26 protein-coding genes are annotated in these 25,033 nt (G+C 65.2%); 11 read left to right on the top strand and 15 right to left on the bottom strand.

The annotated features are described in order from the left end of the window. Positions 1-25 precede the first annotated feature (25 nt). Genes ACIBJI_RS25595 through ACIBJI_RS25625 form a run of 7 tightly spaced genes read right to left on the bottom strand, consistent with a single transcriptional unit; the run spans position 26 to position 7,068 of the window. The gene (locus tag ACIBJI_RS25595) at positions 26-769 is read right to left on the bottom strand and encodes an SDR family oxidoreductase (RefSeq protein ID WP_364345522.1); all 744 of its coding nucleotides are present in this window, start codon (positions 767-769) and stop codon (positions 26-28) included. Then, positions 766-2,115 carry an FAD-binding oxidoreductase gene (locus ACIBJI_RS25600; protein WP_364345524.1) on the bottom strand — a complete coding sequence of 450 codons (1,350 nt, stop codon included), beginning with the start codon at positions 2,113-2,115 and terminating at the stop codon, positions 766-768. The genes ACIBJI_RS25595 and ACIBJI_RS25600 overlap by 4 nt, the downstream gene beginning before the upstream one ends. Beyond that, on the bottom strand, positions 2,112-3,665 hold the full coding sequence (locus ACIBJI_RS25605; RefSeq protein ID WP_364345527.1) for a styrene monooxygenase/indole monooxygenase family protein: 1,554 nt from the start codon (positions 3,663-3,665) through the stop codon (positions 2,112-2,114). Before ACIBJI_RS25605 ends, ACIBJI_RS25600 begins: the two co-directional genes overlap by 4 nt. Continuing rightward, a complete protein-coding gene (locus ACIBJI_RS25610; protein ID WP_364345529.1) occupies positions 3,647-4,552 on the bottom strand; it encodes an aminotransferase class IV in 906 nt (301 codons plus the stop codon). The genes ACIBJI_RS25605 and ACIBJI_RS25610 overlap by 19 nt, the downstream gene beginning before the upstream one ends. Continuing rightward, positions 4,549-5,625, bottom strand: coding sequence for a GNAT family N-acetyltransferase (locus tag ACIBJI_RS25615; protein ID WP_364345531.1), 1,077 nt, complete (start codon positions 5,623-5,625; stop codon positions 4,549-4,551). Before ACIBJI_RS25615 ends, ACIBJI_RS25610 begins: the two co-directional genes overlap by 4 nt. Continuing rightward, entirely contained in the window at positions 5,622-6,035 is a 414-nt protein-coding gene (locus ACIBJI_RS25620; RefSeq protein ID WP_397086231.1) for a DUF4440 domain-containing protein, read from the bottom strand. Before ACIBJI_RS25620 ends, ACIBJI_RS25615 begins: the two co-directional genes overlap by 4 nt. Next, positions 6,028-7,068, bottom strand: a complete 1,041-nt coding sequence (locus tag ACIBJI_RS25625) for a cupin domain-containing protein (protein ID WP_364345535.1) — start codon at positions 7,066-7,068, stop codon at positions 6,028-6,030. The genes ACIBJI_RS25620 and ACIBJI_RS25625 overlap by 8 nt, the downstream gene beginning before the upstream one ends. A 685-nt stretch (positions 7,069-7,753) precedes the next feature. Between ACIBJI_RS25625 and ACIBJI_RS25630 the strand changes: the two genes are divergently transcribed. The 8 genes from ACIBJI_RS25630 (at position 7,754) to ACIBJI_RS25665 (ending at position 15,400) form a co-directional block, all read left to right on the top strand. Continuing rightward, complete coding sequence (locus tag ACIBJI_RS25630) at positions 7,754-8,731, top strand: ParB/RepB/Spo0J family partition protein (RefSeq protein ID WP_364345536.1); 978 nt, start codon at positions 7,754-7,756, stop codon at positions 8,729-8,731. A 94-nt stretch (positions 8,732-8,825) separates the two neighbouring features. Then, positions 8,826-9,764 carry an LLM class F420-dependent oxidoreductase gene (locus ACIBJI_RS25635; protein WP_364345719.1) on the top strand — a complete coding sequence of 313 codons (939 nt, stop codon included), beginning with the start codon at positions 8,826-8,828 and terminating at the stop codon, positions 9,762-9,764. A 331-nt stretch (positions 9,765-10,095) separates the two neighbouring features. Further along, positions 10,096-11,298 carry a 2-deoxy-scyllo-inosose synthase gene (locus ACIBJI_RS25640; protein ID WP_364345537.1) on the top strand — a complete coding sequence of 401 codons (1,203 nt, stop codon included), beginning with the start codon at positions 10,096-10,098 and terminating at the stop codon, positions 11,296-11,298. A 195-nt stretch (positions 11,299-11,493) separates the two neighbouring features. Further along, entirely contained in the window at positions 11,494-11,631 is a 138-nt protein-coding gene (locus ACIBJI_RS25645) for a hypothetical protein (RefSeq protein WP_364345539.1), read from the top strand. Next, positions 11,631-12,440 (top strand): SDR family oxidoreductase, encoded by an 810-nt coding sequence (locus ACIBJI_RS25650; protein WP_364345541.1) that lies wholly within the window; start codon positions 11,631-11,633, stop codon positions 12,438-12,440. Before ACIBJI_RS25645 ends, ACIBJI_RS25650 begins: the two co-directional genes overlap by 1 nt. Continuing rightward, complete coding sequence (locus tag ACIBJI_RS25655; protein WP_364345543.1) at positions 12,437-13,057, top strand: HAD family phosphatase; 621 nt, start codon at positions 12,437-12,439, stop codon at positions 13,055-13,057. Before ACIBJI_RS25650 ends, ACIBJI_RS25655 begins: the two co-directional genes overlap by 4 nt. 53 nt (positions 13,058-13,110) lie before the next feature. After that, positions 13,111-14,328 carry an acyl-CoA dehydrogenase family protein gene (locus ACIBJI_RS25660; protein WP_364345545.1) on the top strand — a complete coding sequence of 406 codons (1,218 nt, stop codon included), beginning with the start codon at positions 13,111-13,113 and terminating at the stop codon, positions 14,326-14,328. A gap of 16 nt (positions 14,329-14,344) precedes the next feature. Further along, positions 14,345-15,400 (top strand): phosphotransferase family protein, encoded by a 1,056-nt coding sequence (locus tag ACIBJI_RS25665; protein ID WP_397086235.1) that lies wholly within the window; start codon positions 14,345-14,347, stop codon positions 15,398-15,400. 125 nt (positions 15,401-15,525) lie between these two features. On the opposite strand, the gene ACIBJI_RS25670 is transcribed toward ACIBJI_RS25665, so the two are convergent. The 5 genes from ACIBJI_RS25670 to ACIBJI_RS25690 form a co-directional block, all read right to left on the bottom strand. Then, the gene (locus tag ACIBJI_RS25670) at positions 15,526-15,978 is read right to left on the bottom strand and encodes a MaoC family dehydratase (RefSeq protein ID WP_396958574.1); all 453 of its coding nucleotides are present in this window, start codon (positions 15,976-15,978) and stop codon (positions 15,526-15,528) included. A gap of 9 nt (positions 15,979-15,987) precedes the next feature. Further along, positions 15,988-16,749, bottom strand: coding sequence for a 3-oxoacyl-ACP reductase FabG (gene fabG / locus ACIBJI_RS25675; RefSeq protein WP_364345551.1), 762 nt, complete (start codon positions 16,747-16,749; stop codon positions 15,988-15,990). Between the two features lie 34 nt (positions 16,750-16,783). After that, a complete protein-coding gene (locus tag ACIBJI_RS25680) occupies positions 16,784-17,767 on the bottom strand; it encodes an NADPH:quinone oxidoreductase family protein (RefSeq protein ID WP_396958573.1) in 984 nt (327 codons plus the stop codon). After that, the gene (locus tag ACIBJI_RS25685; RefSeq protein WP_364345555.1) at positions 17,764-18,519 is read right to left on the bottom strand and encodes an SDR family oxidoreductase; all 756 of its coding nucleotides are present in this window, start codon (positions 18,517-18,519) and stop codon (positions 17,764-17,766) included. The genes ACIBJI_RS25680 and ACIBJI_RS25685 overlap by 4 nt, the downstream gene beginning before the upstream one ends. Before the next feature lie 114 nt (positions 18,520-18,633). Further along, positions 18,634-19,212, bottom strand: a complete 579-nt coding sequence (locus ACIBJI_RS25690) for a TetR/AcrR family transcriptional regulator (protein ID WP_397086237.1) — start codon at positions 19,210-19,212, stop codon at positions 18,634-18,636. Positions 19,213-19,473: 261 nt separating this feature from the next. On the opposite strand from ACIBJI_RS25690, the gene ACIBJI_RS25695 reads away from it, so the two are divergent. From ACIBJI_RS25695 to ACIBJI_RS25705, 3 genes are read left to right on the top strand one after another with little or no spacing between them, the layout of a single operon-like run. After that, positions 19,474-21,015 (top strand): long-chain fatty acid--CoA ligase, encoded by a 1,542-nt coding sequence (locus tag ACIBJI_RS25695; protein WP_397086239.1) that lies wholly within the window; start codon positions 19,474-19,476, stop codon positions 21,013-21,015. Then, positions 21,012-21,971, top strand: coding sequence for a phosphotriesterase (locus ACIBJI_RS25700; protein ID WP_397086241.1), 960 nt, complete (start codon positions 21,012-21,014; stop codon positions 21,969-21,971). Before ACIBJI_RS25695 ends, ACIBJI_RS25700 begins: the two co-directional genes overlap by 4 nt. A 30-nt stretch (positions 21,972-22,001) precedes the next feature. Further along, positions 22,002-22,877, top strand: coding sequence for a hypothetical protein (locus tag ACIBJI_RS25705; RefSeq protein WP_396958646.1), 876 nt, complete (start codon positions 22,002-22,004; stop codon positions 22,875-22,877). 5 nt (positions 22,878-22,882) lie between these two features. Here the strand turns inward: ACIBJI_RS25705 and ACIBJI_RS25710 are convergent, their stop codons facing one another. The 3 genes from ACIBJI_RS25710 to ACIBJI_RS25720 all read right to left on the bottom strand — a co-directional run bounded on the left by ACIBJI_RS25710 (position 22,883) and on the right by ACIBJI_RS25720 (position 25,013). Then, complete coding sequence (locus tag ACIBJI_RS25710) at positions 22,883-23,815, bottom strand: alpha/beta fold hydrolase (RefSeq protein WP_397086243.1); 933 nt, start codon at positions 23,813-23,815, stop codon at positions 22,883-22,885. Positions 23,816-24,094: 279 nt separating this feature from the next. Continuing rightward, the gene (locus tag ACIBJI_RS25715) at positions 24,095-24,478 is read right to left on the bottom strand and encodes a MarR family transcriptional regulator (protein WP_364345562.1); all 384 of its coding nucleotides are present in this window, start codon (positions 24,476-24,478) and stop codon (positions 24,095-24,097) included. 91 nt (positions 24,479-24,569) lie between these two features. Further along, positions 24,570-25,013, bottom strand: a complete 444-nt coding sequence (locus ACIBJI_RS25720) for a nitroreductase/quinone reductase family protein (protein ID WP_364345564.1) — start codon at positions 25,011-25,013, stop codon at positions 24,570-24,572. Between the last annotated feature and the right edge of the window lie 20 nt (positions 25,014-25,033).

Genomic DNA, 25,033 nt, shown 5'->3' on the forward strand with positions numbered 1-25,033 from the left:
CGTGCAGGTCGTGTGGATCCGCCGCTCACTGCAGGCCGCCGTCGACGTCGATCACCTGTCCAGTGATCCATCCGGCATCGTCGGAGGCGAGGAAGGCGATGACCTTGGCGATGTCACGGGGCCGGCCGATGCGGCCGAGGGCTGTCGCCGCGATCAGCGCCGCACGTTCCGGCGTAGTAAGGATGTCGGCCAACATCGCGGTGTCGACGATGCCTGGGGCGACGGCGTTCACGGTTATACCGCGCGGGCCGAATTCGGCGGCCTGGCAGCGGGTCGCTGCTTCGACGGCGGCCTTGCTAGCGGCGTATGCGGTGCTGGTCGCCGCGATGCGGCGGGCCAGGCCGGAGGAGACGTAGACGATTCGGCCGCCGTCGCTCAACTGCTCGGCCGCGGCCACGGTGGTAAGGATGCCGCCCTCGACATTGGTTTCGAAATGCTCGGCGAGATGGTCGGCGTCGATGTCCTCGGTCAGCCCACGTCGATAAACTCCCGCGTTGTTCACCAGGATGTCCAGTCGCCCGGTGTGCCCAGCCGCCGTGTCGATCAGCTGTCGGCGCTGGTCGGCATCCCGTAGGTCGGCCTGCACGAGGTAGGCGGATCCACCGCTGGATTCGATGGCGGCGGTGACGGTTTCGGCCTCATCCCGATATTTTTCGGACTGATAATTCACGATGACGGTGGCACCGCGTCCGGCCAATTCCACCGCGGTGGCCGCCCCGATGCCACGGGACGCCCCGGTAACGATGGCGACTTTCTGCTCGAGCCTCATTGACCGGCCTCCGGGGGGATATTGCGATTGAAGCGGAACATGTTGGCGGGATCGTAGATTCGCTTCAGCGACCGCAATCGCGGATATGCGGCACCGTACGCACCAGGAATGCGATGGTCCTCATCGTCGTCGAGGTAGTTGACATAGGCGCCCGGCGCCGCGTGTGGTGCGACGGCGGCACCGAACGCCCGGGTCCACGCCACCTGCGCGAGATCGTCCTCTGCGGTATCCCAGCCGTTGACGACGAGAAACGAATAACGAGCGGTACGTCCGCCGAATGCGGTGTCGCGCTCGGGTACTCGCCCCACGGCACCGCCCAGGTGTTCCAGGAAGATCTGGGTAAACGGAGCGCTGAGCGTGCGGCACTGCTCGACGATCACGTCGACGACATGGTCGCTCAGCTCGGACAGATAGTGTCCGCGCAGGTGGTAGCGAGCGCCGGGGGGTGTGCTGCTGTCATGAACCACCTGCAACTCCGCGGTCCCCATCTCCCGCACAGAGTCGTGCTGTGGAATTCCGAGCGGCGCGAGCGGCGCCAGGATGTTTGCCATTGCGTCCGCGGCTCCACTGTGGCACAACCCGATTCCGACGCTGTGGCTGCCGTCCGGGTTACCGGAGTAGTAGAAGTGGGTGACCAGTTCGTCACCGGCGCGGGCGGTGATCTCGCGATAGGCCCGCAGGACGGCGCGGGCCTTCGTGGCCGGGTAGAGCATGACACCGGCCACTACTCGGTCGACCGGATGCAGCCGCAACGTCAGCGCGGTCACCACGCCGAAATTCGATCCGGCTCCGCGCACCGCCCAGAACAGATCGGGCTCGGTGTCGATGTCGACGGTGCGGAGTCGTCCGTCGGCAGTCACCATCTGCACGGCCTGGACGTTGTCGCACGCTGTCCCGTAGCGGCGCATCAACCAGCCGAGACCGCCGTGCAGGGCGAATCCGGCGACGCCGACAGTCGCGACCGAGGCGCCGGTGGTGGCCAGCCCATAGCGGGCCGCGGCGGAGACGAGACTGCCCCAGCGCACTCCGGCCCCGACCCGGGCGAGGCGGCGGTCCGGGTCGATGCTGATGCCCGACATGGCCCCGGTGGATGCGACGAGCGCATTGTCGGGCATCGACCGGGCCGCCACATCGTGACCGGCGCCCACGACCGCGAGCGGGATGCCCGCACCGGCGGCGAAGTCGACGACGCAGCGGACATCGGTGGCGTCGGCGCAGTCGGCGATGAGGGCGGGATAGCGACTCAGCCCCTTCCATATCCGTCGCCTGTCGTTGTAGGCCGGGTGGGTCGGATCGACGATGCGCCCCCGGAAGAATGCGGTCAGTTCGGGCGCACGGACGGTCATGGGGCCTCCACGGGTGCAGGAGAGCGGTGGTGGACTACTGCCGCCCAGTTGTCGTGTTCGCGATGCCACAGCGTCGAGCAGTACAGCGTGCGGTGCCGATAGGTGATCAGCTGTGTACTGTCGCTCAGCGGCAAAACCGTTGCCTCGGTCACGCTGGCTGGTGCGTCGGCTGTGGATTGGTCACCCGGCCAGGTGTCCAGGGTGTGGCATCCCTGCGCCGTGACCAGCAGTGCGTCCGGAGCGAGGTAATCGCCGGAATCCGCGTGACCGAGCAGCTCGAGCAGGCGCCGCTCCCGCTCGACGATCATGAGATCCGCGGCGCGCTGGGTGATGCCCGGGGCCTTTCGGCGGATGAACGCGGCCGCCTGCTGCGCCGTGGCCAGCGAACTCCACATCGCTGGCGGGTCATCGAAGTTGTCGAGGAACGCATCGGCGAGGTCCTGGCTGTCCGCGGCCGCCCGGAGCACATCGATGACATGGCCCGGTGGTGGACCGAGCGCCGATCCCGTCCATTCGGTGACATCACGGGCAAGGTCCCAGAGCCGCTGTTCCCATCGATGACAGAACTGCTCGTCGAATGCGGTGTCGGCGTCGATCATCCGGCCGAGTTCCCACGCCGCGGCCACGGCGAGGTTCGCTCCCTGCCCGGTGACCGGATCATTGAGTACCGCGGCATCGCCGACCGCGATCGCGAAGCGGTGGGTGCCCAATCGGGTCCAGGGCCTGCGGACCGTCGGTGTGATCGCCCCTTGCAGCAGATCCAGCGGGCGAGTGAGGGCGAACCTGCGGGTATCGAGGCGTTCGAGAATCTCGGAATCGACCTCGCGCAGTAGCTCTAGTACCACCCGCGCGCACCCCGACGGATCGTCGTAGTACCGCGCGCGCAGGCGGTTCGCCCACGGGCCGTCGCAGACGGCCTCGAAGGTGATACCGGCAACCCGGCCGGCCACGGAGTGCACCGGTGTCTGGAAGATCTCGCCGGCTCCGGGAACGATCTCGAAATGCATACCCAGCGGATCCGTATGCGCCACACCGTGGAACAGCCCGGCGAGAATCAGCCGAGCGGGGTGCTCGGCGGAGCGGGATGCGATACGTGGAAACAGGGAATCCACGCTCCGGTGGCCGGTGGCGACCACCGTCGAGTCATGTTCGGACGCGGAACGGGACACCGCCACCTCTGGGTCCGGAACCGGCACGATCGTGCCGCCGCGTTCCTGATAGTCGGCCAGCAGCCGTGGCAGGTAGAGGCGGAAGTCGACGTAACTGGCCTGGTGGGAAAGGTTCCCGCAGAAGGCGATCGGCGGATCGGTGTGTACGCGCACATGTGCGCAATTCATGCCGAAGTCGGGAAAGTTCCAATGATCGACGCCGAGCGTCTGCTCGCGGGCCCTGGTCCGGCCGAACCGGCAGACGTTGTTGGGCAGGCGCCCCGCCCGGATCTGTTCGGGGCTCTTGTCGGCATACAGCGTGGTCGAGATGCCGCGCTGCTGGAGCTGCAGGGCCAGATGCAGCGCGGATATCCCGGTGCCGACTATGCCGATGCCGTACATGGCGACTCCTCCCCCTGCTCGGTACCGACCAGTTGGATGTAGGCATTCGCCAGCATCCGGGTGAGGATGCCGTCGGCGCGAAAGGCGGTGTCGCGGAACCAGCCGACCGAACGTACGCCGACCGCGGTTCCGGTCACGAACACCTCGTCGGCGATCACAAGATCGTTCGGGGTCAGCCGAATCTCGCGCGTCACGATGCCGCTGCGTGCGGCCAGCCGGAGCACGGTTTGCCGGGTGATTCCGTTGAGGAACGTGTGCGCCGGCGGCGTTACCAGTTCACCTCGGCGCACGAGAAAGATGTTGGAACCCGTGGTTTCGGCGATCCCGCCCGTATGATCGAGCAGCAGCGCGTCGTCGAATCCGCCGGCCCGGGCTTCGGCCAGCGCCAGTGATCCGACAAGGTAATTCGCCGAGGTCTTCGCCTGCACCGGCGCCATGGTAGGGGTCGGCCGGGTCCATCGAGACAGGCCGAGCCGCAGCGGTTTTCCGTCGTCTAGCGCCTGCTTCGGCCATGCCAGCACAGCGATGGCGAGATGCACGGTGGTGCCGGTCGGATCGATGCCGATCACTTCGTCCCCACGCCAGACCACGGGCCGGATATACGCCTCCGCGAAGTCGGCAGCGGCGACGGCGGTTTCGATCGCGTCCGCTATCTCCGTCGAGTCCCAGGGCAGTGCGATCCCGATCGCCGCGGCCGAAGTGCGCAGGCGGTTCACATGGGCCGACAGCGCGAAGGGGCGGCCGCCGAAACTCCGGATCCCCTCGAAGACGCAGGCCGCATTGTGCAGACCGAAGCTCAGCACTGGCAGATGTGCCGCGGCGGGGTCTACCAGCGCCCCGTCCATCCAGACAGCGCCGACCCGGCCCGCAGTGGTCAATCCACTCATACCCGTGCCTCACTGACGCTTCCTTGCGCCAACAGCACGGTGCGCACGCCGTGGCGATCGACGGCGGCGCGCAGCATGGCGACGGCCGTACCGATCGAGGCCTGCGCCGCCGCGCGCACCGCGTCGAATTCCCTTGTCGGTGTTCCAGCAACGGATCCGATGTGGTTGCTGACCACATGGAAGCGGTTGGCGCCCAGCTTCAGCTTCGTCAACTGCGCACCACGGCCGAGGTTGAACCGGTTGACGCCGTGCGCCGAACCCCAGTGATAAATCCGATACAGCGCCGCGGCATAAAGGTTCTGCGCCGCCGGCAGTGCCGCATGATCGATGCCTTGGACCAGGGCTTCCACGGTATTCGACTCGGGATAATGAAGCGCGAGCACGGCCTGTACAGGTGTACCGTCGCGGCGGCGGTGCAGGAATACGCACATTCGTTCGCCGAGTGAAGATTTGGCGAGGTTTCGCAGGATCGGTAGGGCGAAGTGATTGCGGGTGTGCCCGTACTTCGCCAGATTCATCCGGTGCAGCCGATCGAAGGCCACCAGGATGTCCTCGTCGATCGCCGCACCGGTCACCACGTCCCACTCGAACTGCTCGTCCGCGCGTCGGACCAATCGGCGCAGCTCCCGAAAACGTGTCCCACCCAGTAGTTTTCGCAGGTCGTGATCGATGTCGTCGGCGGCGACGAACTCCGCTTCGATGAACCACGGCAGGTCGACGAAGTCGTGCCGAGCCAGCACCTGGCCGGCGTCGTCGTCGCGAACCACCGGGTACAGCAGCCATCGGGCGCCACCGGCGGCGCCCTTGTGTCGGGCGGCGTCGAGTTCGGACTCGCTGGGAGCAGACGTATGCGGGCGGTAGAAATAGCCGCCGGTGAGCAGCGTGGGGTCGGCCGTCGATTCGATACCCAGTGTGTCGACCACGGCCCGCCAGTGCAGGATCTCTCCCAGCGGGACCACGAGATTCGGCGTCTCATAGAGCTGGCATGCCGCCTGCCGCCACGGTCGAGTGTCGGCGCAGGGCTGCTCTGTGCTGACCCATCCTGCCGGACCGCGCACGAGGGAGCGGGTCATGTCGACTCGCCCTGTTCGCTATCGCCAGGCGCCCGTGGCGTTTCGTGATGAAACACCGCCTGCCAACTACCCTGTTCGAGGCGCCACACGCTGCTGCAGTACACGACTCCCGGCAGCGGTTTGCCGTCGAATTCGCCCCATTGCCGCAGGCGATAGGTCAATGCCGCGACGTTCCCACCGGCCGGCACGACCCGAAGCTCGTCGACCATGAAACCTGCGCCATGGTCGAGCGCATCGAGGGCGTCGATGAGATCCCGTTGCCGCACCAGGCCCATCGTGGCGTCGAATCCGAAGCCGTCCGGGTGCATCAGCTCGGACAGGGTCGCCTTATCCCGGCCGAATACCGCCGCGAGCACGCGGAGTTCGCGCTCCTCGAACCGGCTGCGCAATTCGCAGTGGGTATCAGGCATGGCCGACCAGAGCCGCGCGCTGTGCGCACTCGGCGATCCGTTCGCCCAGCAACTCCATCATCTGCCATCCTTTTCGCAACATCTCGCCGACCTCGTCGGGAGTCCAGTCCCGCTGCTCGGCCAAGGCCCGATAGCCCATGTCCATGTGTTCGGCGTCCGCACCGTCGTGCAGCTGGAAGTACCGGCTCTCCGGGAACGACGGCAGCCCGGCGGCGTGGAAGACCAGCCCGCTGCCTTCGAGCACCAGATGCGACAGGACCGAGCGCTCCACACTGGATCCCGAGGTCATGCGGTCGAGGAACCAGGAGGAGATTGCGGCAATCACCGGGTCCCAGCTGGCCGGGCGGTTGTCACGCATGCGCGCCAACAGTCGGTTGTGCCCGATCTCCTCACCGAGATGTTCGTCCGCGAGTGCACGCCCAGGGCCGTCACCCTCGCCGACCACTCGGGCAGCGATCACCCGTTGGAATGCGTCCGACCAGCCCTGCAGATGGTCCAGCATGCGGTCACGCACCTGCGGCGGGTGCGCGCCGATCTCGCTGATCAGTCGCACCAGCGCATTGTTCTCGAAGGTCCGCAAATGCGCATCGTTCTCGGCGCGCACGGCCGCGATATCCGGGCGGTCACCCGCGAACGACACCCGCGGATCGTCCGGATTCTCGTACAAGCCCGCGCCTTCGAATTGGATCGACAACGCCCAGAACCCGGTCGGCGGGGTGCCGATGAATCCGTGCCGTGCGCCCGAAGGCACCACGACGATATCCCCGGCGCGGATCTCGGCAGTGATATCGCCCAGCGTCCGGCCGGTTCCTTCCGCGACGACGATCATGCTCTTGGTCGGGTGCTGGTGCACAGACAGCTCCTCATCCGGCTGCAGCCGGACCCAACTCAGTGACAGCCGGGAGAATTCGGGAACGAATTTTCGCAGTGCGGGATTTCGATGGAAATCCTTGAGCAGGCCTATGTCATGGACCGTGCCGTCGACGACCACGGATGTGATTTCAGGTATCGCCTCACGCGCGACAACTTCCATGTAATTCCTATTCCACACTGCGCGGCGATCCCGGCAGAAACCTGCCGCGGGCGGATGTGCCCGAGTCCGCGATGCCGACTTCCCTCATACTGTGTCGTTGTCGGTCGCGCCGGACCGTACCGATTCCGGCTGACGGTGAATTTAGGACAGCTGCTCGCAGGGAACATCCGCCAATCGGAACGGGAATATCCGCATTGTGCGGGCGCACCACTGCGCCGGTTGATGTCCGTGCGGATGATCGTTTCTCTGCGAGGAACATTTCGTTACAGGGACATTACAGAGCTACGGCTTTCCGTGTCTGTCACAGAGCCGCTGACCCGATGTTTCGGAGCGACTCCCACCAAATCTCGTCTCGAACGGGGTTGGATTCCCCAATTCTGTACCGAGATTGCGGTCCGCAGCCGAAGGTGCGGATGTTTCTGCACGATCTGGCGGATGTTCTGCGGGCGCATCCGCCATAACGTGCCAAGTGTCGGGCGGTGGGCGATACACGCTCCAGAACTGCATGCATCGAAGGTCGTCGAACAGATGCCATCGCCCGGGGCAGAGTAACGATACATTAAACTGGAGGATCTTCCGGCATAAGGATAATACACACAGATTCTCCGGCGGGTCGTTACGGCATTAACTCCGGAGTTGATCTTCCGCGCATACGACAGTCTTCGAACAGGTGCTGGAGCAGAAGATGGGTGTCGAGAAAAGTCAGCGCAAGGGACTTTCGGAAAAGGTTGTCGCAGTCGGTGTCGAGCGAATTCGTATTTCGGGGACCATCCGGGTCGGTGGGGTGAGTTCCCGGCACCTCGGTGTGCTGGCGCAACTGCCCGGTCCATTGCCGCCGATCGTGGTGCACCGCGCGACGATGGAGGTGATCGACGGCGTCCACCGTCTGGTGGTCGCCCGCCGACGGAAGGCGGTGTCGATCGATGTCGTCTTCTTCGAAGGTGCACCGCAGGAAGCGTTCGTGCTCGCGATCGAACTCAACAGCGCTCGCGGACTCCCGTTGTCGCTTGCGGACCGCAAAGCCGCAGCCGGACGGATGCTCGCGGATTTTCCCGAATGGTCGAACCGGCGGCTGGCTGAGCTGGCCGGATTGTCCGACAAGACCATCGCCGCGCTGCGGCGTGGGTCAGGTGCGGAATATCCGCACCCGCCCCGGCGGATCGGGCGTGACGGCACGGCATACCCGATGGATGCGAGCGCGCGCCGGCGACGGGCCCGAGAATTCTTGGAAGCCGATCCGGCGGCGTCGACTCGCGAGATCGCGTCGGCGGCAGGTATCTCGCCGACTACCGCGAAGGACGTCCGGCGGCGTCTGCGGGTGCAGCTCGGTGCCGCCTCGCAATATCGGCGCGATGGTGAGGTGGCACCGGAAGCGGCGCCCGCTGGCCTCGTCACCGGGTCAGCGAGACGTCCCCATTCGCCCGATCGCACACTGATGGCGCGCCGTCTGCGCGCCGATCCGTCCTTGCGTTTCACCGAGGTAGGCCGAAAGTTGTTGCGGTTATTGGCAATTGCCGATCCTGCGCCGGAGGAATGGCAATCGATGGCCGACAGTGTGCCGCCACACTGTGCGTCCGCGGTTGCCGAACTTGCGAGGTGCTACGCGGAAAGCTGGGCGTCGCTGGCGGACTCGGTAAGTCGTCACCTCGGCGCCGACACCTGACCCACTACGAGGGCAACTGCCGGGCCGCGGCATCGAGATACTCGACACCTGGATGTGAAACATGAACACGAGCACCGGCGCTTCGTCCGAACGGGTGGACCTACGCATCTTCACCGAGCCCCAACAGGGGGCCGACTACAGTCGGCTGCTCCGCGCTGCGACAGCGGCCGAGGACGCCGGTTTCGACGCATTCTTCCGGTCCGACCACTACCTGAGGATGGGGATGGCGTCCGGGCTCCCGGGATCGACCGATGCTTGGATCACGCTCGCCGGCTTGGCGCGGGAAACGACCCGGATCCGGCTCGGCACCCTGGTCACCTCCGCCACCTTTCGGCATCCATCCGTGCTGGCCATCTCGGTGGCGCAAGTGGATCAAATGTCCGGCGGCCGTATCGAAGTCGGCCTCGGCTCGGGCTGGTACGACGCCGAGCACATCGCCTACGGTATCGAACTGCCCGATTTCGGTACGCGCTTCGACCGCTACGCCGAGCAATTGGAGATCGTGACCGGCCTGTGGGAGACGCCCGAGGGTGCGACGTTCAGCTTTCACGGCAAGCACTATCGACTCGAAGACGCTCCAGCCCTACCCAAACCGACGCAGCGCCCGCGCCCGCCGGTCATCATCGGCGGTGTCGGCAAGAGGCGCACCCCGGCGCTGGCGGCCCGCTTCGCCGACGAATTCAACCTACCCTTCGTCGACTCCGCCACGGCCGCGGCGCAATTCGAGCGAGTGGACGCGGCGGCCCGGAAGTTGGGGCGCGACCCGAAGGAGATCATCCGCTCGGTCGCCCTCACAGTGTGTGTGGGCCGTGACGACGCCGAGGTCGCCCGCCGTGCCGATACCATCGGCCGCGAGCTCACCGATCTGAAGCGGCGCAACGAGCTGGTCGGCACCCCCGCCGAAGTCGTCGACAAGATCGGCCGATATCGCGAGGCGACCGGTATCACCCGTCTGTACCTGCAGTACTTGGATCTCTCGGACCTGGACCACCTGGACCTGGTCGCCGCAGAGATCGCACCGCAGCTGGACTGATCCCGGCGACACGCGGCGGCGATCAACCCTGGCGGCGACCCCGCCGCCGCACTGGCCAAACCAATCTGTGGCCCTTTTCACATAATCGCGCGGGTATCGTGCATTATCGAGATGTCGCACCCGAATTCGCCATTCCTGACCCTGGGAATATCTAGCCCAGCGGCGGAGGCTCTTATACCATCGCGCTGATCCGAAATCACAGGAATTTCCCAGCGCGGCTTTCGGTCGACGATGATCGAGCCGATTTGCGCGCGAAATTCATGGACTATGGACCGGCCATCGCTCGCTTATCGTGCCGCCGTCCGTCGTAGAGTTAGCAGGAGTAGAACCGATGGTCTCGATCGCACAAGAACTCGTATCGCATCCGCACATGCAACAGCGCCACATACGGATCGGCGAGTCCTCGTTTCCCTATCTGTTCGGCAGCAACTGTCTCGACGCCATCGGCGAGACCCTGGATAAGCTCGACGCGGACAGATTCGTAGTCGTTACCGACGACCATGTCTTCGGGCTACACGGGCAGACATTGCTGCGCGCCCTCGGAACCGAGACACCCGTGACGGTTCTCCGCCATGAGCCAGGCGAATCCATGAAGACCCTTTCCTGCCTGGGTGAGCACATCGAGCAAGCCTTGCGAGATGGCGCCACGCGGAGATCGGTGGTCGTCTCCTTCGGTGGTGGAGTACCGGGAAATCTGGCCGGGCTCATGGCCAGTCTGCTGTTCCGTGGGGTTCGTCTCGTTCATATACCGACCACAACTGTCAGCGCGATGGATTCGGTGCTGTCACTCAAGCAGGCCATAAATAGTCAGGTCGGCAAGAACCATGTGGGCAGTTACTACACGCCGACCGCGGTCCTGACCGACGTCGAACTTTTCACCACGCTATCTGCCCGGGAACTCCGCTCCGGACTCTGCGAGATGACCAAGAATTGTCTGGCCATCAAACCCGCAATCATTTCCGAACTACAAGAAATCTTGGCCACAGCGAACCTCGCCGCACCGGAGTCGCTCCTGTGGCTGTTGGATGCCAGCATCAGCGCGAAGGGGCAGGTAACAAAGAACGACACATACGAACGGAAGGACGGCCTCGTTCTCGAATACGGTCATACAGTCGGGCATGCCATCGAATTGCTGGACCATCGGCAACGCGATGCCGATGGGCTCTCACACGGGGAGTCCATCGCACTCGGCATGTTGATTGCCGCGCGAATATCGTTCGCGCGCGGGTGGCTGACGGACACCGACGTCAGCATCCACGACGAACTCGTGACAAGCCTCGGCGTGCGGACGACGATCCCGGACGGCGTCACGCCGGATGGCATTATCGACACGATTCGTGACGACAACAAACGGGGATACCTGCCACTGGCGGACGATGCCGCGGCTTTCGTGCTCCTCGAACAGCTCGGCCGCCCCGCACGATCGGGTGGCCTGCCGCTGGTTCCTGTTGCCTTCGACGAGGTATATGACGCATTGGAAGCGTTCGAAGCCGCGGGAACCGAGATGGCAACCCTCGGGGTTACCGGCCGATAGGCTGCCGTCGTGGCCGTCGCCTCAGCCCGGAACTCGCGGCAGGCGGCGGCCAGAAGCAGGTTCGTCCCCGACTGTGGTATCAGCGACCCAATATTGAATCCGACGTCAACTTCAACTACCCTCTGAGCCATCCGGCAACCGGCGCTCGAACGCGGACGCCCCGGTCAGCGCGCATGGACATGGAGGTTTCTTGTCGTGAAGAGCCGAGAGGTGCATCTGGTGGCCCGGCCCACCGGCGAGTCCACACCATCCTATTTCCGGATGGTGACCACGGATGTTCCGGATCAAGGCAGCGGGCAGTTGCTGGTACGGCTGAATGCCGAGGCGAACTGATGCGCGTGCAGAACGCGGTCGCGATCGTGACCGGCGGCGCGGGCGGCATCGGTGCGGCCATCGCGCAACGCCTACTCGAGCACGGCGCCCGGGTGCTGATCACCGACCGCGACGCGGACCGGCTCGCGGCGACGACCCGACAATTGACCGATGCATTTCCCGGCAAAGTGTCCGGACAGGCCGGTGACGCCGCATCCGAGTCCGACCTCCGCAAGCTAATCGAGACGGCCACAACAGAATTCGGCCCGGTCGATATGTTCTTCGCGAACGCCGGTGTCGGTGGCGGCCCCGGCCTCGACGCGACCGACGCGCAGTGGGAGCAAGCACTGGAGGTCAACGCCCTGGCCCACGTGCGGGCAGCGCGCTTGCTGGTCCCCGGGTGGCTCGAGCGCGGCAGCGGCTACTTCGTGAGCACCGCATCGGCGGCGGGACTGCTCACCCAACTCGGCTCGGCCACCTACACCGTGTCCAAGCACGCGGCCGTCGGATTCGCCGAATGGCTGGCGGTGACCTACGGGGATCTGGGTGTGCGGGTCAGCTGCCTGTGCCCGATGGGTGTCGATACCGCCCTGCTCACCGGACTCGGCACGGACGGCGGATCCGTCGGCGATCTGGCCACCCGGGCCGTCACCGGAGCCGGGGCCGTGCTGGCGCCACTCGATGTGGCCGATCGGGTGATCGAGGCGATCGAGGCCGAACGGTTCCTCGTGCTGCCACATGAGGAAGTCCGAGAATTCCTGCAACGCAAGGTGTCCGATCACGACCGGTGGATCGCGGGCATGCAGCGCTACCGCAGGTCGCTGTCATGAGCGCGCGCACCGCCGTGCTGTTCGACTTCGGCGGAGTCCTCACCACCGCCGTGCTCGCCGCCTTCGCCGAGTTCGGCGCGGAGATCGGCGACCCGCGGCTGCCGCTGCGTTTGCTCGCGCGCGATCCGGAAAGCAGTGCGCTGCTGGTGGATCACGAGGAGGGGCGCATCGGCCAGCGTGAATTCGAGATCGGGTTCGCGCGGCGACTGCGCGCGCATGGGGTCGATATCGCCGATGAGGGCCTTATCGATCGCATCCAGTCCCGGCTGCTTCCCGACCCGGCAATGATCGAGTTGGTCGCCGGTGTCCGCGCGGCGGGTTATCGCGTTGGTCTGCTGTCGAATTCGCTCGGCGACGACTGCTATGCGGGCTTCGACCTACCAGCCATGTTCGACGCGGTGACCATCTCCGCGGAGATCGGCACCCGCAAACCGTCCCGCCGGGCCTATCTCATCGGCTGCGAACGGCTCGGCGTCACGCCCGAGCAGACCGTCATGGTCGACGATCTCGAGCAGAACATCACCGCGGCCGAACTGCTCGGACTCGGCGGCATCGTGCACCGCGACGCCGAATCGACGGCCGCCCAGTTATGGCCGGCACTACAAATCCCCAGCTGACCCACTTTGCGGCGCGGTCGCTTTCGACCGCACGCACCGACGATCGGAGCCTCATGGACCTGTTCAGCACGTCCGAGCGCACCCAGCAGTACCAACGAGATCTGCGCGCCTTCATGGACGAATGCGTGTACCCGGCCGAGTCGGAATACGAAAAGCAGATGGCGGCATCCGGCGATCCACACCACCATCCGCAGATCGTCGAGGACCTCAAGACGGAGGCCCGCGCCCGCGGCCTGTGGAATCTGTTCCACCCGCATCCAGAATGGGGTCCGGGCCTGACCAATCTGGAATACGCCCCACTGGCCGAAATCATGGGCCGCAGTGCGCATCTCGCGCCTGAGGCGTGCAACTGTTCGGCACCCGACACCGGCAACATGGAGGTGCTCACCCTCTTCGGCACCCAGGAGCACAAGGAGCGCTACCTGGAGCCGCTGCTGAACGGCACCATCCGCTCCGCCTTCGCCATGACCGAGCCCGCCGTCGCCAGCTCCGACGCAACCAATATCCAGCTGCGCATGACGCGCGACGGCGACCACTATGTACTCAATGGCCGGAAGTGGTTCGCCTCCAACGCATTACACAAGAACTGCAAGGTGCTCATCGTCATGGGCAAGACCGATCCGGACGCACCCAAGCACCGCCAGCAGTCGATGATGGTCGTGCCCATCGACGCGCCCGGTGTCACGGTTATGCGTAATCTCCCGGTCTTCGGCTACGCCGACCGCGAGGGCCATGCCGAGATCGATTTCACCGATGTACGGGTCCCGGTCACCGATGTGTTGAAGGGCGAGGGTGAGGGTTTCGCGATCAGTCAGGCCCGGCTCGGTCCGGGTCGCATCCACCACTGCATGCGCGCCATCGGGATGGCCGAACGCGCGCTGGAGCTGATGTGCGCCCGCGCCGAATCGCGAATCACATTCGGGCAGAAGCTGAGTGAGCGCGCCAATATCCAGGACTGGATCGCCGAGGCCCGCATCGATATCGAGCAGGCCCGGCTGCTGACGCTCAAGGCCGCCTGGATGATGGATACCGTCGGCAATAAGGCGGCCCAGGTCGAAATCGCCGCGATCAAGATCGCCGCACCGGAGATGGCGCTGCGGATCGTGGACCGGGCCATCCAGGTGCACGGCGGCGCCGGTGTCACCGACGACTTCCCGCTCGCCAGCATGTACGCGCACCTGCGCACATTGCGTCTTGCCGACGGACCGGACGAAGTGCACAAACGCGCAATCGCGCGCGCCGAACTCGGTAAGTTCAGGACCGGGGCGTAGAACGGACAGGAATTAAATGCAGACAAGTAGCGAGCTCATTCAGCCCACCGCGGACGCGACCGGCTTCGATATCGATGCGGCCGCATTCGCGGACTGGGTGTCCTCGCTCGGTTCGACGTGTACCGCGCCGGTGCGCACCGAACGGGTGGGGATCGGCCAGTCCAATCTGACCTTCCTGATCACCGACGCGGACGAGCGGCGGTGGGTATTGCGGCGTCCGCCGCTCGGCCACCTGCTGGCGTCCGCGCACGACGTGGCGCGGGAGGCCCGCGTCATGTCGGCCCTCGCGCCCACCGATGTCCCGGTGCCGCGCGTCCACGATGTCCGGCGAGAGGGCGATATCGCGCTCGTGCTCATGGAATTCGTTGACGGGCTGGTCATCGACGGAGTCGAGACCGCCGAAGGACTCAGCGTCGATCTGCGTCGCAGCGCGGGGTTGTCACTGGTGCGGACGCTGGCCCGCATCCACGCCGTCGACCTGGAAGCCACCGCGCTGAGCGACCTGGCCAGTCACAAACCATATGCGCAGCGGCAGCTCAAACGCTGGTCGGCACAGTGGGAGAAGTCGAAGACGCGGGAGTTGCCGCTGGTGGACCGTCTCACCGAACGGCTCCGGGCCGCCGTTCCCGAACAGCGCGAACTCGCGCTGGTGCATGGCGATTACAACCTGCGCAATGTGATCACCACGCCAGAGACGGGCGCGATCGCCGCCGTACTCGACTGGGAGCTGTGTACCCTCGGCGATCCATTGGCCGATATCGGCAGTCTGCTCGCCTACTGGCCGATGCCCGGCGAAGCGGCCATTCCGGGTACCGAAATGGTCACGCTCCCGGGTTTTCCGTCCCGCGCCGAACTGGTCGAGGAGTATCTCGCGATCACCGGACGCGATCGGCGGGCGCTCGGGTTCTGGCATGCGCTCGGTCTGTGGAAGCTCGCCGTCATCGCCGAGGGTGTGTACCGTCGCACCCTCGACGATCCCCGCAACCGTGCGGCCGCGGGCATTCCGACGACCGATATGGTCGACGGACTCGCCGAAACGGCCGATCGAATCGCCACCGAAGCCGGGTTCTGAGACGAAGCCGGGTTCTGAGACGACAACGGCCTGTCTCCCGATATCGCCAGGGAGACAGGCCATTTCGCATATTGGCTGGAGAGAGGTGACCGCCGGGAACAGGATGTCCGGCGGTCACACCGCTATCAGGGCACGAGTACCGACAGCGCTTCGGCAATACAGGCGGGCTTGTCGCCGCCCTCGCGTTCGATGGTCACCCGAGCCGTCACCTGGACCCCCGCTTTGGTCGGCTCGAGCTTCACCAGTTCTACTCCCGCCCGCACGCGACTACCCGATGGCACCGGCGACGGGAAGCGAACCTTATTGCTGCCGTAGTTGATTCCCATCTTCACCCCGTCGACGCGGTACACCTGCCAGACCAACTGCGGCAATAGGGATAGGGTCAGATAGCCGTGGGCGATCGTCGTGCCGAACGGTCCCTGCGCGGCACGCTCCGGATCGACGTGAATCCACTGACGGTCACCGGTCGCCTCGGCGAACAGATCGATCTGCTCCTGGGTCACGGTGTGCCATTCGCTGTAGCCGAGATGGGTTCCCACGGCCTGCTCGAGCTCGCCGATTCCATTGAATACCTTCATATTCACTCCTCAGACTGTCGGCGCACCGGCGACGTAGAGTACCTGTCCGGTGACGTACGACGCGCCCTCGCTGACAAAGAACGACACCGTGTGCGCGATATCCTCGGGCTTGCCGACGCGCCCCACCGGAATCCGCGCCACCAGGGTCTTGCTGAACTCCTCGAACGAAACACCCATGCGCTCGGCGGTGGCGGCGGTCATCTCGGTTTCGATGAAGCCCGGCGCGACGGCGTTCACGGTGACGCCGAATTTACCGAGTTCGATCGCGAGCGTTTTGGTGAATCCCTGCAGTCCGGCCTTGGCCGCGGCGTAGTTGGCCTGGCCACGGTTGCCGAGCGCCGAAGTGCTGGAGAGATTGATGATGCGGCCCCAACCCGCGTCGGTCATGTACTTCTGCGCCGCGCGGCTCATCAGGAAGGATCCGCGCAGGTGCACGCCCATGACCGCGTCCCAGTCGTCGACGCTCATCTTGTACAGCATGTTGTCACGAATGATGCCCGCATTGTTCACCAGGACGGTCGGAGCGCCCAGTTCGGCGGCGACCCGCTCGACCGCCGCAGCGACGGCCTGTTCATCGGCGACGTTCGCGCCGACCGCGAGCGCCCGGCCACCGGCCGATTCGATCTCGGCGACAACGGTTTTGCAGGCCTGCTCGTCGAGGTCGAGCACGGCGATCGCGAATCCGTCTGCCGCCAGCCGCTTGGCGACGGTCGCGCCGATGCCGCGTGCGGCACCGGTCACGATGGCGGTTCGGGTTGTCTCACTGCTCATTACGGTTCTCTCTTTCGAATTCGGTTGGCACCGTTTACGGTTCGAAGATCACACGGCCGACGGTCTCACCGTCGGCGAGGCGCTGCAGTCCCGCAGCCACGTTATCCAGTGGTAGCCGCTCGCCGATCAGGGGTTTCACCGAACCCCGCTCGGCCAGCCCGGTCAACTCCAGATGGCAGTCGCGTACCGCCTGCGGATCCTTGTCGCGATACAGGCCCCAGTGCAGGCCGAGGATCGAATAGTTCTTCACCAGTGCGTGATTCAGCGCGGTGGACTGGATCTGGCCGCCCGCGAAACCGACGACCAGGATGCGTCCCTCGAAGGCGATGCATTTGGTGGACCGCTGATACACCTCACCGCCGACCGGGTCGTACACCACATCCGCACCGCGACCGCCGGTCGCGTCCCGCACAACCGAGACGAAATCCTGTGCGCTGCGATCCACCACGATGTCTGCGCCGAGCGCCCGCGCGACCTCGGCCTTGGCCGCGCTGCCGACCACCCCGATCACCGTGGCACCGGCCGCCTTACCCAATTGCACTGCCGCACTGCCGACGCCACCGGCCGCCGCATGTACCAGCAGCGTCTCCCCCGCCCGCAGACCAGCGCGTCGATGCAGGCCGAACCAGCCCGTCTGGTAGCCGATGAAGAGGGCGGCGGCCTCGGCATCATCGAGCGCCGCCGGGGCGGGAAAGACAGCCGCGGCGTCCATGACCGCCAGTTCCGCGAAACCTCCCCAGGGCAGTGCCGTAGTGCCGAGCACCCGGTCACCGACCGCGATGCCGCCGACGTCGGCACCTACCGCAACCACCTCACCGCACAGTTCCACCCCGGGGGTGAACGGGAGTTCGGGCTTGATCTGGTACTCGCCCCGGCACATCAGCACATCCGGGAAGTTCGCGGCCGCGGCGCGGGTCCGCACCACCACCTGACCCGGTGCAGGCTTGGGCTCCTCCAATTCGACCAGTCGCAATACCTGCGCCGGTTCGCCCAATTCCGTTACCCGCCACGCCTTCACGCGACACCTCCGGTGAGGGTGACGCCGCCGTCGACGACGATCAGCTGGCCGGTCAACCACGCCGCGTCATCGGAGAGCAGGAAGGCGGCGACGCTGCCGATGTCCTCGGGGACGCCGAGGCGCTTGAGCGGATAGGCCGAAGCGACCTGCTCCTCGCGGCCGTCATAGAGCGCGGTGGCGAATTGGGTCTTCACCACGGCGGGCGCGATCGCGTTCACCCGGATCGACGGACCGAGTTCGACCGCTAACTCCTGGGTGATGTGTACCAGCATCGCCTTGGTCGCCCCGTAGAACCCGATGCCGGGTGCGGGCTTGATTCCGGCCACCGACGCGACATTGACCACCGAGCCACCGTGCTCGCCCAGCCATGCCTTGTGCGCCTGTTGCACCCAGGAGATCGCCGCCAGGCAGTTCACCTCGAAGACTTTACGGGCCGCGGCCAGGTCGAGTTCGACCATCGGCCCGTACACCGGGTTGATGCCGGCATTGTTGACCAGGAAGTCGACCGAACCGAAGGTCTCCAGCGTGCGCTCGATGGCCTCGGTCTGATGTTCGACGTCGTCGGCTCGTCCCGCGACCGCGATGGCGCGCTCGGGTCCGCCGAGTTCGGCGACCACCGCGTCCAGCGCGTCTTTTTTGCGGGCGGTCACACAGACCCGCGCACCGTCGGCCACCAGCCGCTGCGCGATGGCCAGCCCGATACCGCGGCTGGCTCCGGTGACAACCGCCGTCTTCCCGTCGAAACGACCCATTACGTAAGCCTCTCCTGATGCCTGACCTGCGTGACCAAGACTCACCGAACTTGATTCCGACGTCAAGTTCAGAAGTTGCTGCGCGTCACGTGATACAGGTCACATGACTATTGCTCAGTGAGCTTCTTTCAACTGAAGAGCGTTGAACCACAACTGATTCAGCGTTTTCACCAACTTCTCGAAGGAGACCTTCCGCCCCTCGACGAATACGAAATACGCCATGCGGCTCACCATGCTCGACAGCGCCAGCGAGGTGACCTCGGCATCCAACTCGGCATCCACCAGGCCACGATCCTGCAGATTTCGAATCATCACGGCATTGCGATCAACGAATGCCAGGGCGCGTTCGAAGCGCAGCACCCGGAACTTCTCATCAATCTTCGACACCTGCTCGAGCACGGCCATCAGCCGCGCATTTCGCCGGTATGAGAGCAGATACTCGCGATTGGCGGCGGCGATCAGCTCGCGCGGATCGTCGATGCCGACCCGCTCCCGAACGTGCGGGTGCAGCATTTCCTCACGCACCTGCTCGACGACCGCGGCGAAGATCTCTTCCTTGCTGTCGAAGTAGGTATAGAACGATCCAGAGGCGACCCCGGCCGCCTTGGAGATATCGCTGATTCTGGCATCGAGGAAGCCGTCGCGTTCGAACACCTCGCGCGCCGCGGTCACCAGCGCGGACCTGGTGCGCATGCCACGCTTACTCCGTGGGGGCACCCGACCGGGCCGGTCCTCGGTGGCTTCCTGGGCGTTCACTGCCTCACTCGCTGTCGTACGGCTCTGACGTGGTGGATCGTAACAGCGCACACCGCTCCCGCGACCCCGCGATGCCGTGGGGCAACCAGGTTCGGCCCAACATCTATTGAACATGACGCCAAATTCAAGTAGCGTCCGACCCACTGGCGTGGCCTGGGTCACATCAGTTCTCGCCCACTCATCAATCTGGAGCAAGCCATGCCTGCGAATCCGGCTTCCCCGACCGCATCGGATCAGCCGACCAATGTCGCCGACCGGTGCTGGCAGCACGCCATCGAACGCCCCGACGCCATCGCGCTGCTCACCGCGGACGCACAGCTGTCCTACGGCGAATTGGCCAGGCGCAGCGCGGCTTACGGCGGCCTGCTGCGCGAATCCGGTATCGCCGCTGGCGACCGGGTGCTGCTTGTCGCGCCCACCGTCGGTGAATTCGTCATCGCATATCTGGGCGCGCAGCTCATCGGCGCCATCGTCATCACCATGAACACCATGGCAACCGCGCCCGAAATCGGTTATGTGCTGGATGATTCCGGTGCACGGATCGTCATCGTCTGGCACAGCGCGCAGCAGGCCGCGCAGGAGGCGGCCGCCGATCGGAATCTGCCGTTGCTCGTACTCACGCCGGGCGCGCATGCCGAGCCGTCGCAGCCCGTGGCCGAACCGGTGCGCCGCCGCACAGACGACACCGCGGTGCTGCTCTACACCTCCGGAACCACCGGCAAACCGAAGGGCGTCGAGCTCACCGTCGCCAACCTGACCGAGACCGCGCGGATCTTCACAGACCAGCTGCAGCTGGGCCCGGACGATCGCTTCGGGACCGGACTGCCACTGTTCCATGTCTACGGGCAGGCAGTGTGTCTGCTCACCGCGCTTCATGCGGGCGCATCCTTCGCCATGGTGACGCCCTTCGAACCGCGGGCCATGATCGCGATGATCCGCGATCAGCAGCTCACCCACGTCGCCGGTGTACCGACGATGTGGAATGCGATGCTGCACGCGGCCGGTGACTACGGTGCGGCGGATTTCGCGAGCCTGCGGCTTGCGGCATCCGGCGGGGCGTCACTACCCGGTGAGGTGATTCGGGCCTTCTCGGAACGCTTCGGCTGCACCATTCTCGAGGGCTACGGACTTACCGAATCCACAGGTGCGGCGACCTACAACCCGCTCAACCGCGAACAGCGGGTGGGATCGGTCGGCGCCGTGCTGCCCGGAACGTCGATCGAGGTCCGCGATCCAGACGGCAAGGTGGTGCCCGCCGATGCCGTCGGCGAGATCTTCCTACGCGGTCCGAGCATCATGAAGGGGTACTGGAACCGGCCCGACGCCACCGCCGCCGATTTGTCCGAAGGCTGGTTGAAGAGCGGCGATCTGGGCCGGGTCGACGCCGAGGGCTATGTCTATATCGTCGACCGCGCCAAGGACCTCATTATTCGCGGCGGATACAACGTCTACCCCCGCGAGGTCGAGGAAGTGCTCTACCAGCATCCCGACATCGTCGAGGTAGCGGTCGTCGGAATTCCGGACGACCACTACGGCGAGGACGTCGGCGCGGTCGTCGCCGCCACACCCGGGGTCGAACTCGACCCGGCGGATCTGCGGTCGTGGGCCAAAGAGCGGCTGTCCGCATACAAAGTGCCGCATCGCTTCGCCTTCACCGACCAGCTCCCAAAGGGCGCCACCGGCAAGATCCTCAAGCGCGCTCTCGACCCGAACCTCTTCACAGATAAGACGAGCCGATGACCGCGATCCCCACCGCGACCGGAGCCGTCGACTCCGCCGAACTCGGCCGCGTCCTGGTGCACGAGCACGTCTTCGTACTGGGCGAGGAATTCCGGCAGAACTACGCCGACTGGGACGAGGACGCCCGCGTCGACGATGCCGTCCAGCAGCTCGACGAGTTGAAATCCCTCGGCATCGACACCATTCTCGACCCGACCGTGCTCGGGCTGGGCCGCTATCTGCCGCGCATCCAGAAGATCGCGGCCAGAACGAATTTGCGGATCATCGTCGCCACCGGCATCTACACCTACAACGATGTCCCGTTCCAATTCCATTACACCGGCCCTGGTTTGCTGTTCGACCGGCCGGAACCGATGGTGGAAATGTTCGTCAAGGACCTCACCGAGGGCGTCGCCGATACCGGTGTGCGCGCCGGATTCCTCAAGTGCGCCATCGAGGAGCCCGGACTGACGCCCGGCGTCGAGCGGGTCATGCGCGCGGTCGGGCAGGCGTCGACGCAAACGGGCGCGCCGATCACCGTGCACACCAACCCGCACACTCGATCCGGCCTGGTGGCGCAACGGGTGCTGGCCGAGGAAGGCGCGGACCTGAGCCGCGTGGTGATCGGTCACTCCGGCGACACCACCGACATCGATTACCTCACCGAACTCGCCGACGCCGGATCGCTGCTCGGCATGGATCGATTCGGGCTCGATGTCCTGCTGCCGTTCGAGGATCGGATCGACACCATTGTCGAACTGGTGCGGCGCGGCTACCTGGACAAGATCGTTATCGCGCACGACGCGGCATGCCACATCGACTGGTTCGATCCGGAGGCCAAAGCGCAGGTGGCGCCGCGGTGGAACTATCGCCACATCAGTGCAGATGTGCTTCCGGCGCTGATCGCGCGGGGACTCACCGAGGACGATATCGACGCGATTCTGGTGCGCAATCCGCGCCGGTACTTCGAGAAGTAATGCACATAACGGAGAAATCCTTTGACTACCGTGTCCCCACACAGTGCCCATCTGACGTTCCGCGCGCTCGAGCCGATACACGGCATGATCTACTTCACCCCACACGGCCCAGAGGCGTACCGCGAGCTGGGTATTACGGACCCGCGCATGATGTACTTCGCCTCGCGGTCCGCGGCATTCGGGCCGGTGCCCGCCTCGGTCACCATCGCCACATTCTTCAATTTCAATCCGGTCGCGGTGCGGGCCGTCATCCCGGCCGCATGGGAAATCGCTGCTCCCACAGAGATTTTCCGAGCTCGTATGCATGCGGTCGATCGGTCGCTTCGGCAGGCATGGGGCGATGACATCACCAGTCCTGAGGTGAGTGCAGCCGCCGAGCTTGCCCGGCGCGCCGCTGAACGTGCTTGCGAACGGCCGCAGGGGCGTGCGCTGTTCGCGGCGCATGCGGCGCTGCCGTGGCCTGAGGAACCGCATCTGGTGCTGTGGCATGCGCAGACACTGTTGCGGGAGTATCGCGGTGACGGACACGTCGCCCTGTTGCTCACGGCGGGGCTGGACGGGATCGAGGCATTGATCACACACAGCGCGACCGGTGAGATATCGCCGGAAGTGTTGCGCGCCAGCCGATCCTGGAGCGAGCAGGACTGGGCCGACGGTGTGCGACGGCTTCGGGCGCGGGGGTGGTTGGCCGATGATGGTGTCGTGCTCAGCGAACACGGCTCGCAGCGGCGTGGTGCGATCGAGAGCCAGACGGATGAACTCTCGGTCTACCCGTACGAGGCGATCGGCGAAGCCGGATGTGCGCGCCTGCGTGCGCTGGCTTCGCCGTTGGCGATCCGGGTTCTCGAAGGCGGCCTCGGATTCCCGCCGATGCTGTCCGCACGCTACCGGCAGGTGGTCGGGTAGTCCTGTCAGCTGACGCTGCGGGCGAAATCGATCAGTGCGGCGCTGACTTCGGCTGCGCGTTCCTGTTGAATCCAATGTCCCGCCCCGTCGAGGACAATGGAGGCCCGCAGGTCGGACAGTATGGCGGCCATCTTGGCTGTCGGGGTGAACCGGATGACGGCATCCTCCGATCCGGCGATGAACAGCGCGGGCTGGTGGATCTTCGCATCAGCCAGGTGCGCGCTCTGTTCCCAGTTGCGGTCGAGGTTGCGGTAGTAATTGAGCCCGCCGGTGAACCCGGTGGCCGTGAAAGTCGCTATGTAGTAACCGAGTTCGTCTGCACTCAGCCATGCCGGAGCTGCCATCTCGGAACCGTTGCCGCTCAACAGATCCCGCGCACTGACGACATCGTCCTGCAGCAGAGTACGACGCACATCCGACGCGAGCTCCGCGTCCGCACGGCCCGGCTCCTGGAACCAGCACATATAGAAGTCGTCACCCAGCCGCGATCGCAGAATCGGCAACGGCGGCGCGACCGACCGCGGCGTAGCCGGAACACTCAACCCCGCAACGGCCCGCACCCGATCCGGATGCCGAAGGGCCAGCTGCCACACCACCGACGCACCCCAGTCATGACCGACGAAGATCGCATCCTCGACACCGACCTCATCGAGCAACCCGACAAGATCACCACATAGCGCGACCATGTCGTAATCCTCGATCCGCCCCGGCCGAGAACTACCACCGTATCCACGCATATCCGGCGTCAACGTCCGAAAACCCGCTTTGGCAAGCGCGAAAACCTGGTGCCGCCAAGAGAATCCGAGCTCGGGAAAGCCATGACAGAACACCACCGGGGGACCGTCACCATGCTCGACAACCCGCAACTCGATCCCATTGGTCGCGACCTGCCGACTACCCAGCCCCAGCCACTCATCGAGCAGATTACGTGAATCCATGGGTCACCTCGTCTACCACGGCAATATAGATCGCCACCGTATTCGATTCTGACGTCGAGTTCAACTTCCGACGGCCGATGCCTGGTATCCGAGAACCGGCTCGAACTCGAGGTCGCGCCGCTGGCCTGCGTAGAGCTGGGACTGGATCCACCGCAGCGCTGTCGCGGCTGATCTCAGCCTTCCGCCAACTCCTGGGCGGCTTCTTGGCCCGCCACGCCGGTTCGCCGCAGGAAGTCGGCGATCACCTCGAGTTCGGCTTCGGAGTAGCGAACACACAGTTCATCCCATGCGGTTGTTCATGCCGGAGAACAGCTCGAATAGTTCCGAATTTCGTTCGCGCACAGCGTGTAAGGTGACCGCGCGACGGTCCGTGGAGTCCGGGTCACGTTCGCGGACGATCCATCCGCCCTTCTGCAACCGATCGAGGATTCCGGTCATGGTCGCGGGGTGCAGTCCGGCGTGGCGCGCCAAGGCCGTCGGGGACATGGGGCCGTGTCGGTTGATCAGGTCGAGGCAAGTCCAATCGACGTCCTCGAGTTCGACCCCACCGAAACGGCGATTGAGCAGCGAAAGCTGAATATTCAAGTCACGCAATGCTTCCCGCACGTCGGCCGTCAGTCTCCGACGGCTGCGGGTCGAAGCAGGACCCGTTACTGAATTCATTGTCCGCCACCTCGCCTACGTTCATACGGTTTTCATATCATACGTAGGCGAGGGGCAGATACGGCTCGCGGACGTGCGTGATCGGCTCCGATCAGACCGGAACGACGCGGAAGACCGCGATTCGATGCGCCGATGCGGCCACGCCATCGGGAGTGGCGGCTTCGGCCAGTCCGGTGGTGACGAAACGCTTGCCGACGCTCTTCGGACTCGTCGACACCAATTCGTGCAGCAGCGGCGGGCGCTCGTCTACCGGCACCTCGACCAGGCGCGCCGTGGACGACCTGCGACCGCGGGTCAGCGTGACGGTTTCGGCCGCACGCGCATTCACGACCCACGCGGCCTTCGGGAACGCCTGGAAGATGAAGCGACCACTGTCGAGCTTGTTCACCGCGATCGGGAAGGTGCGCAACTGCCCGCTGCGCCGCCCCGCGACCGTGAGCAGTTGCATAGGACCGAAGGCGATGCCTATCCGCTGCAGCCCGACGATGACCTTGTTGATGGTGTTGGTTGTCCGACGGTAACTATCTGCACTCATGCTTACAATCGTAGCCGAGA

The sequence above is a fragment of the Nocardia sp. NPDC050408 genome, assembly GCF_044458905.1.
Taxonomy (GTDB): domain Bacteria; phylum Actinomycetota; class Actinomycetes; order Mycobacteriales; family Mycobacteriaceae; genus Nocardia.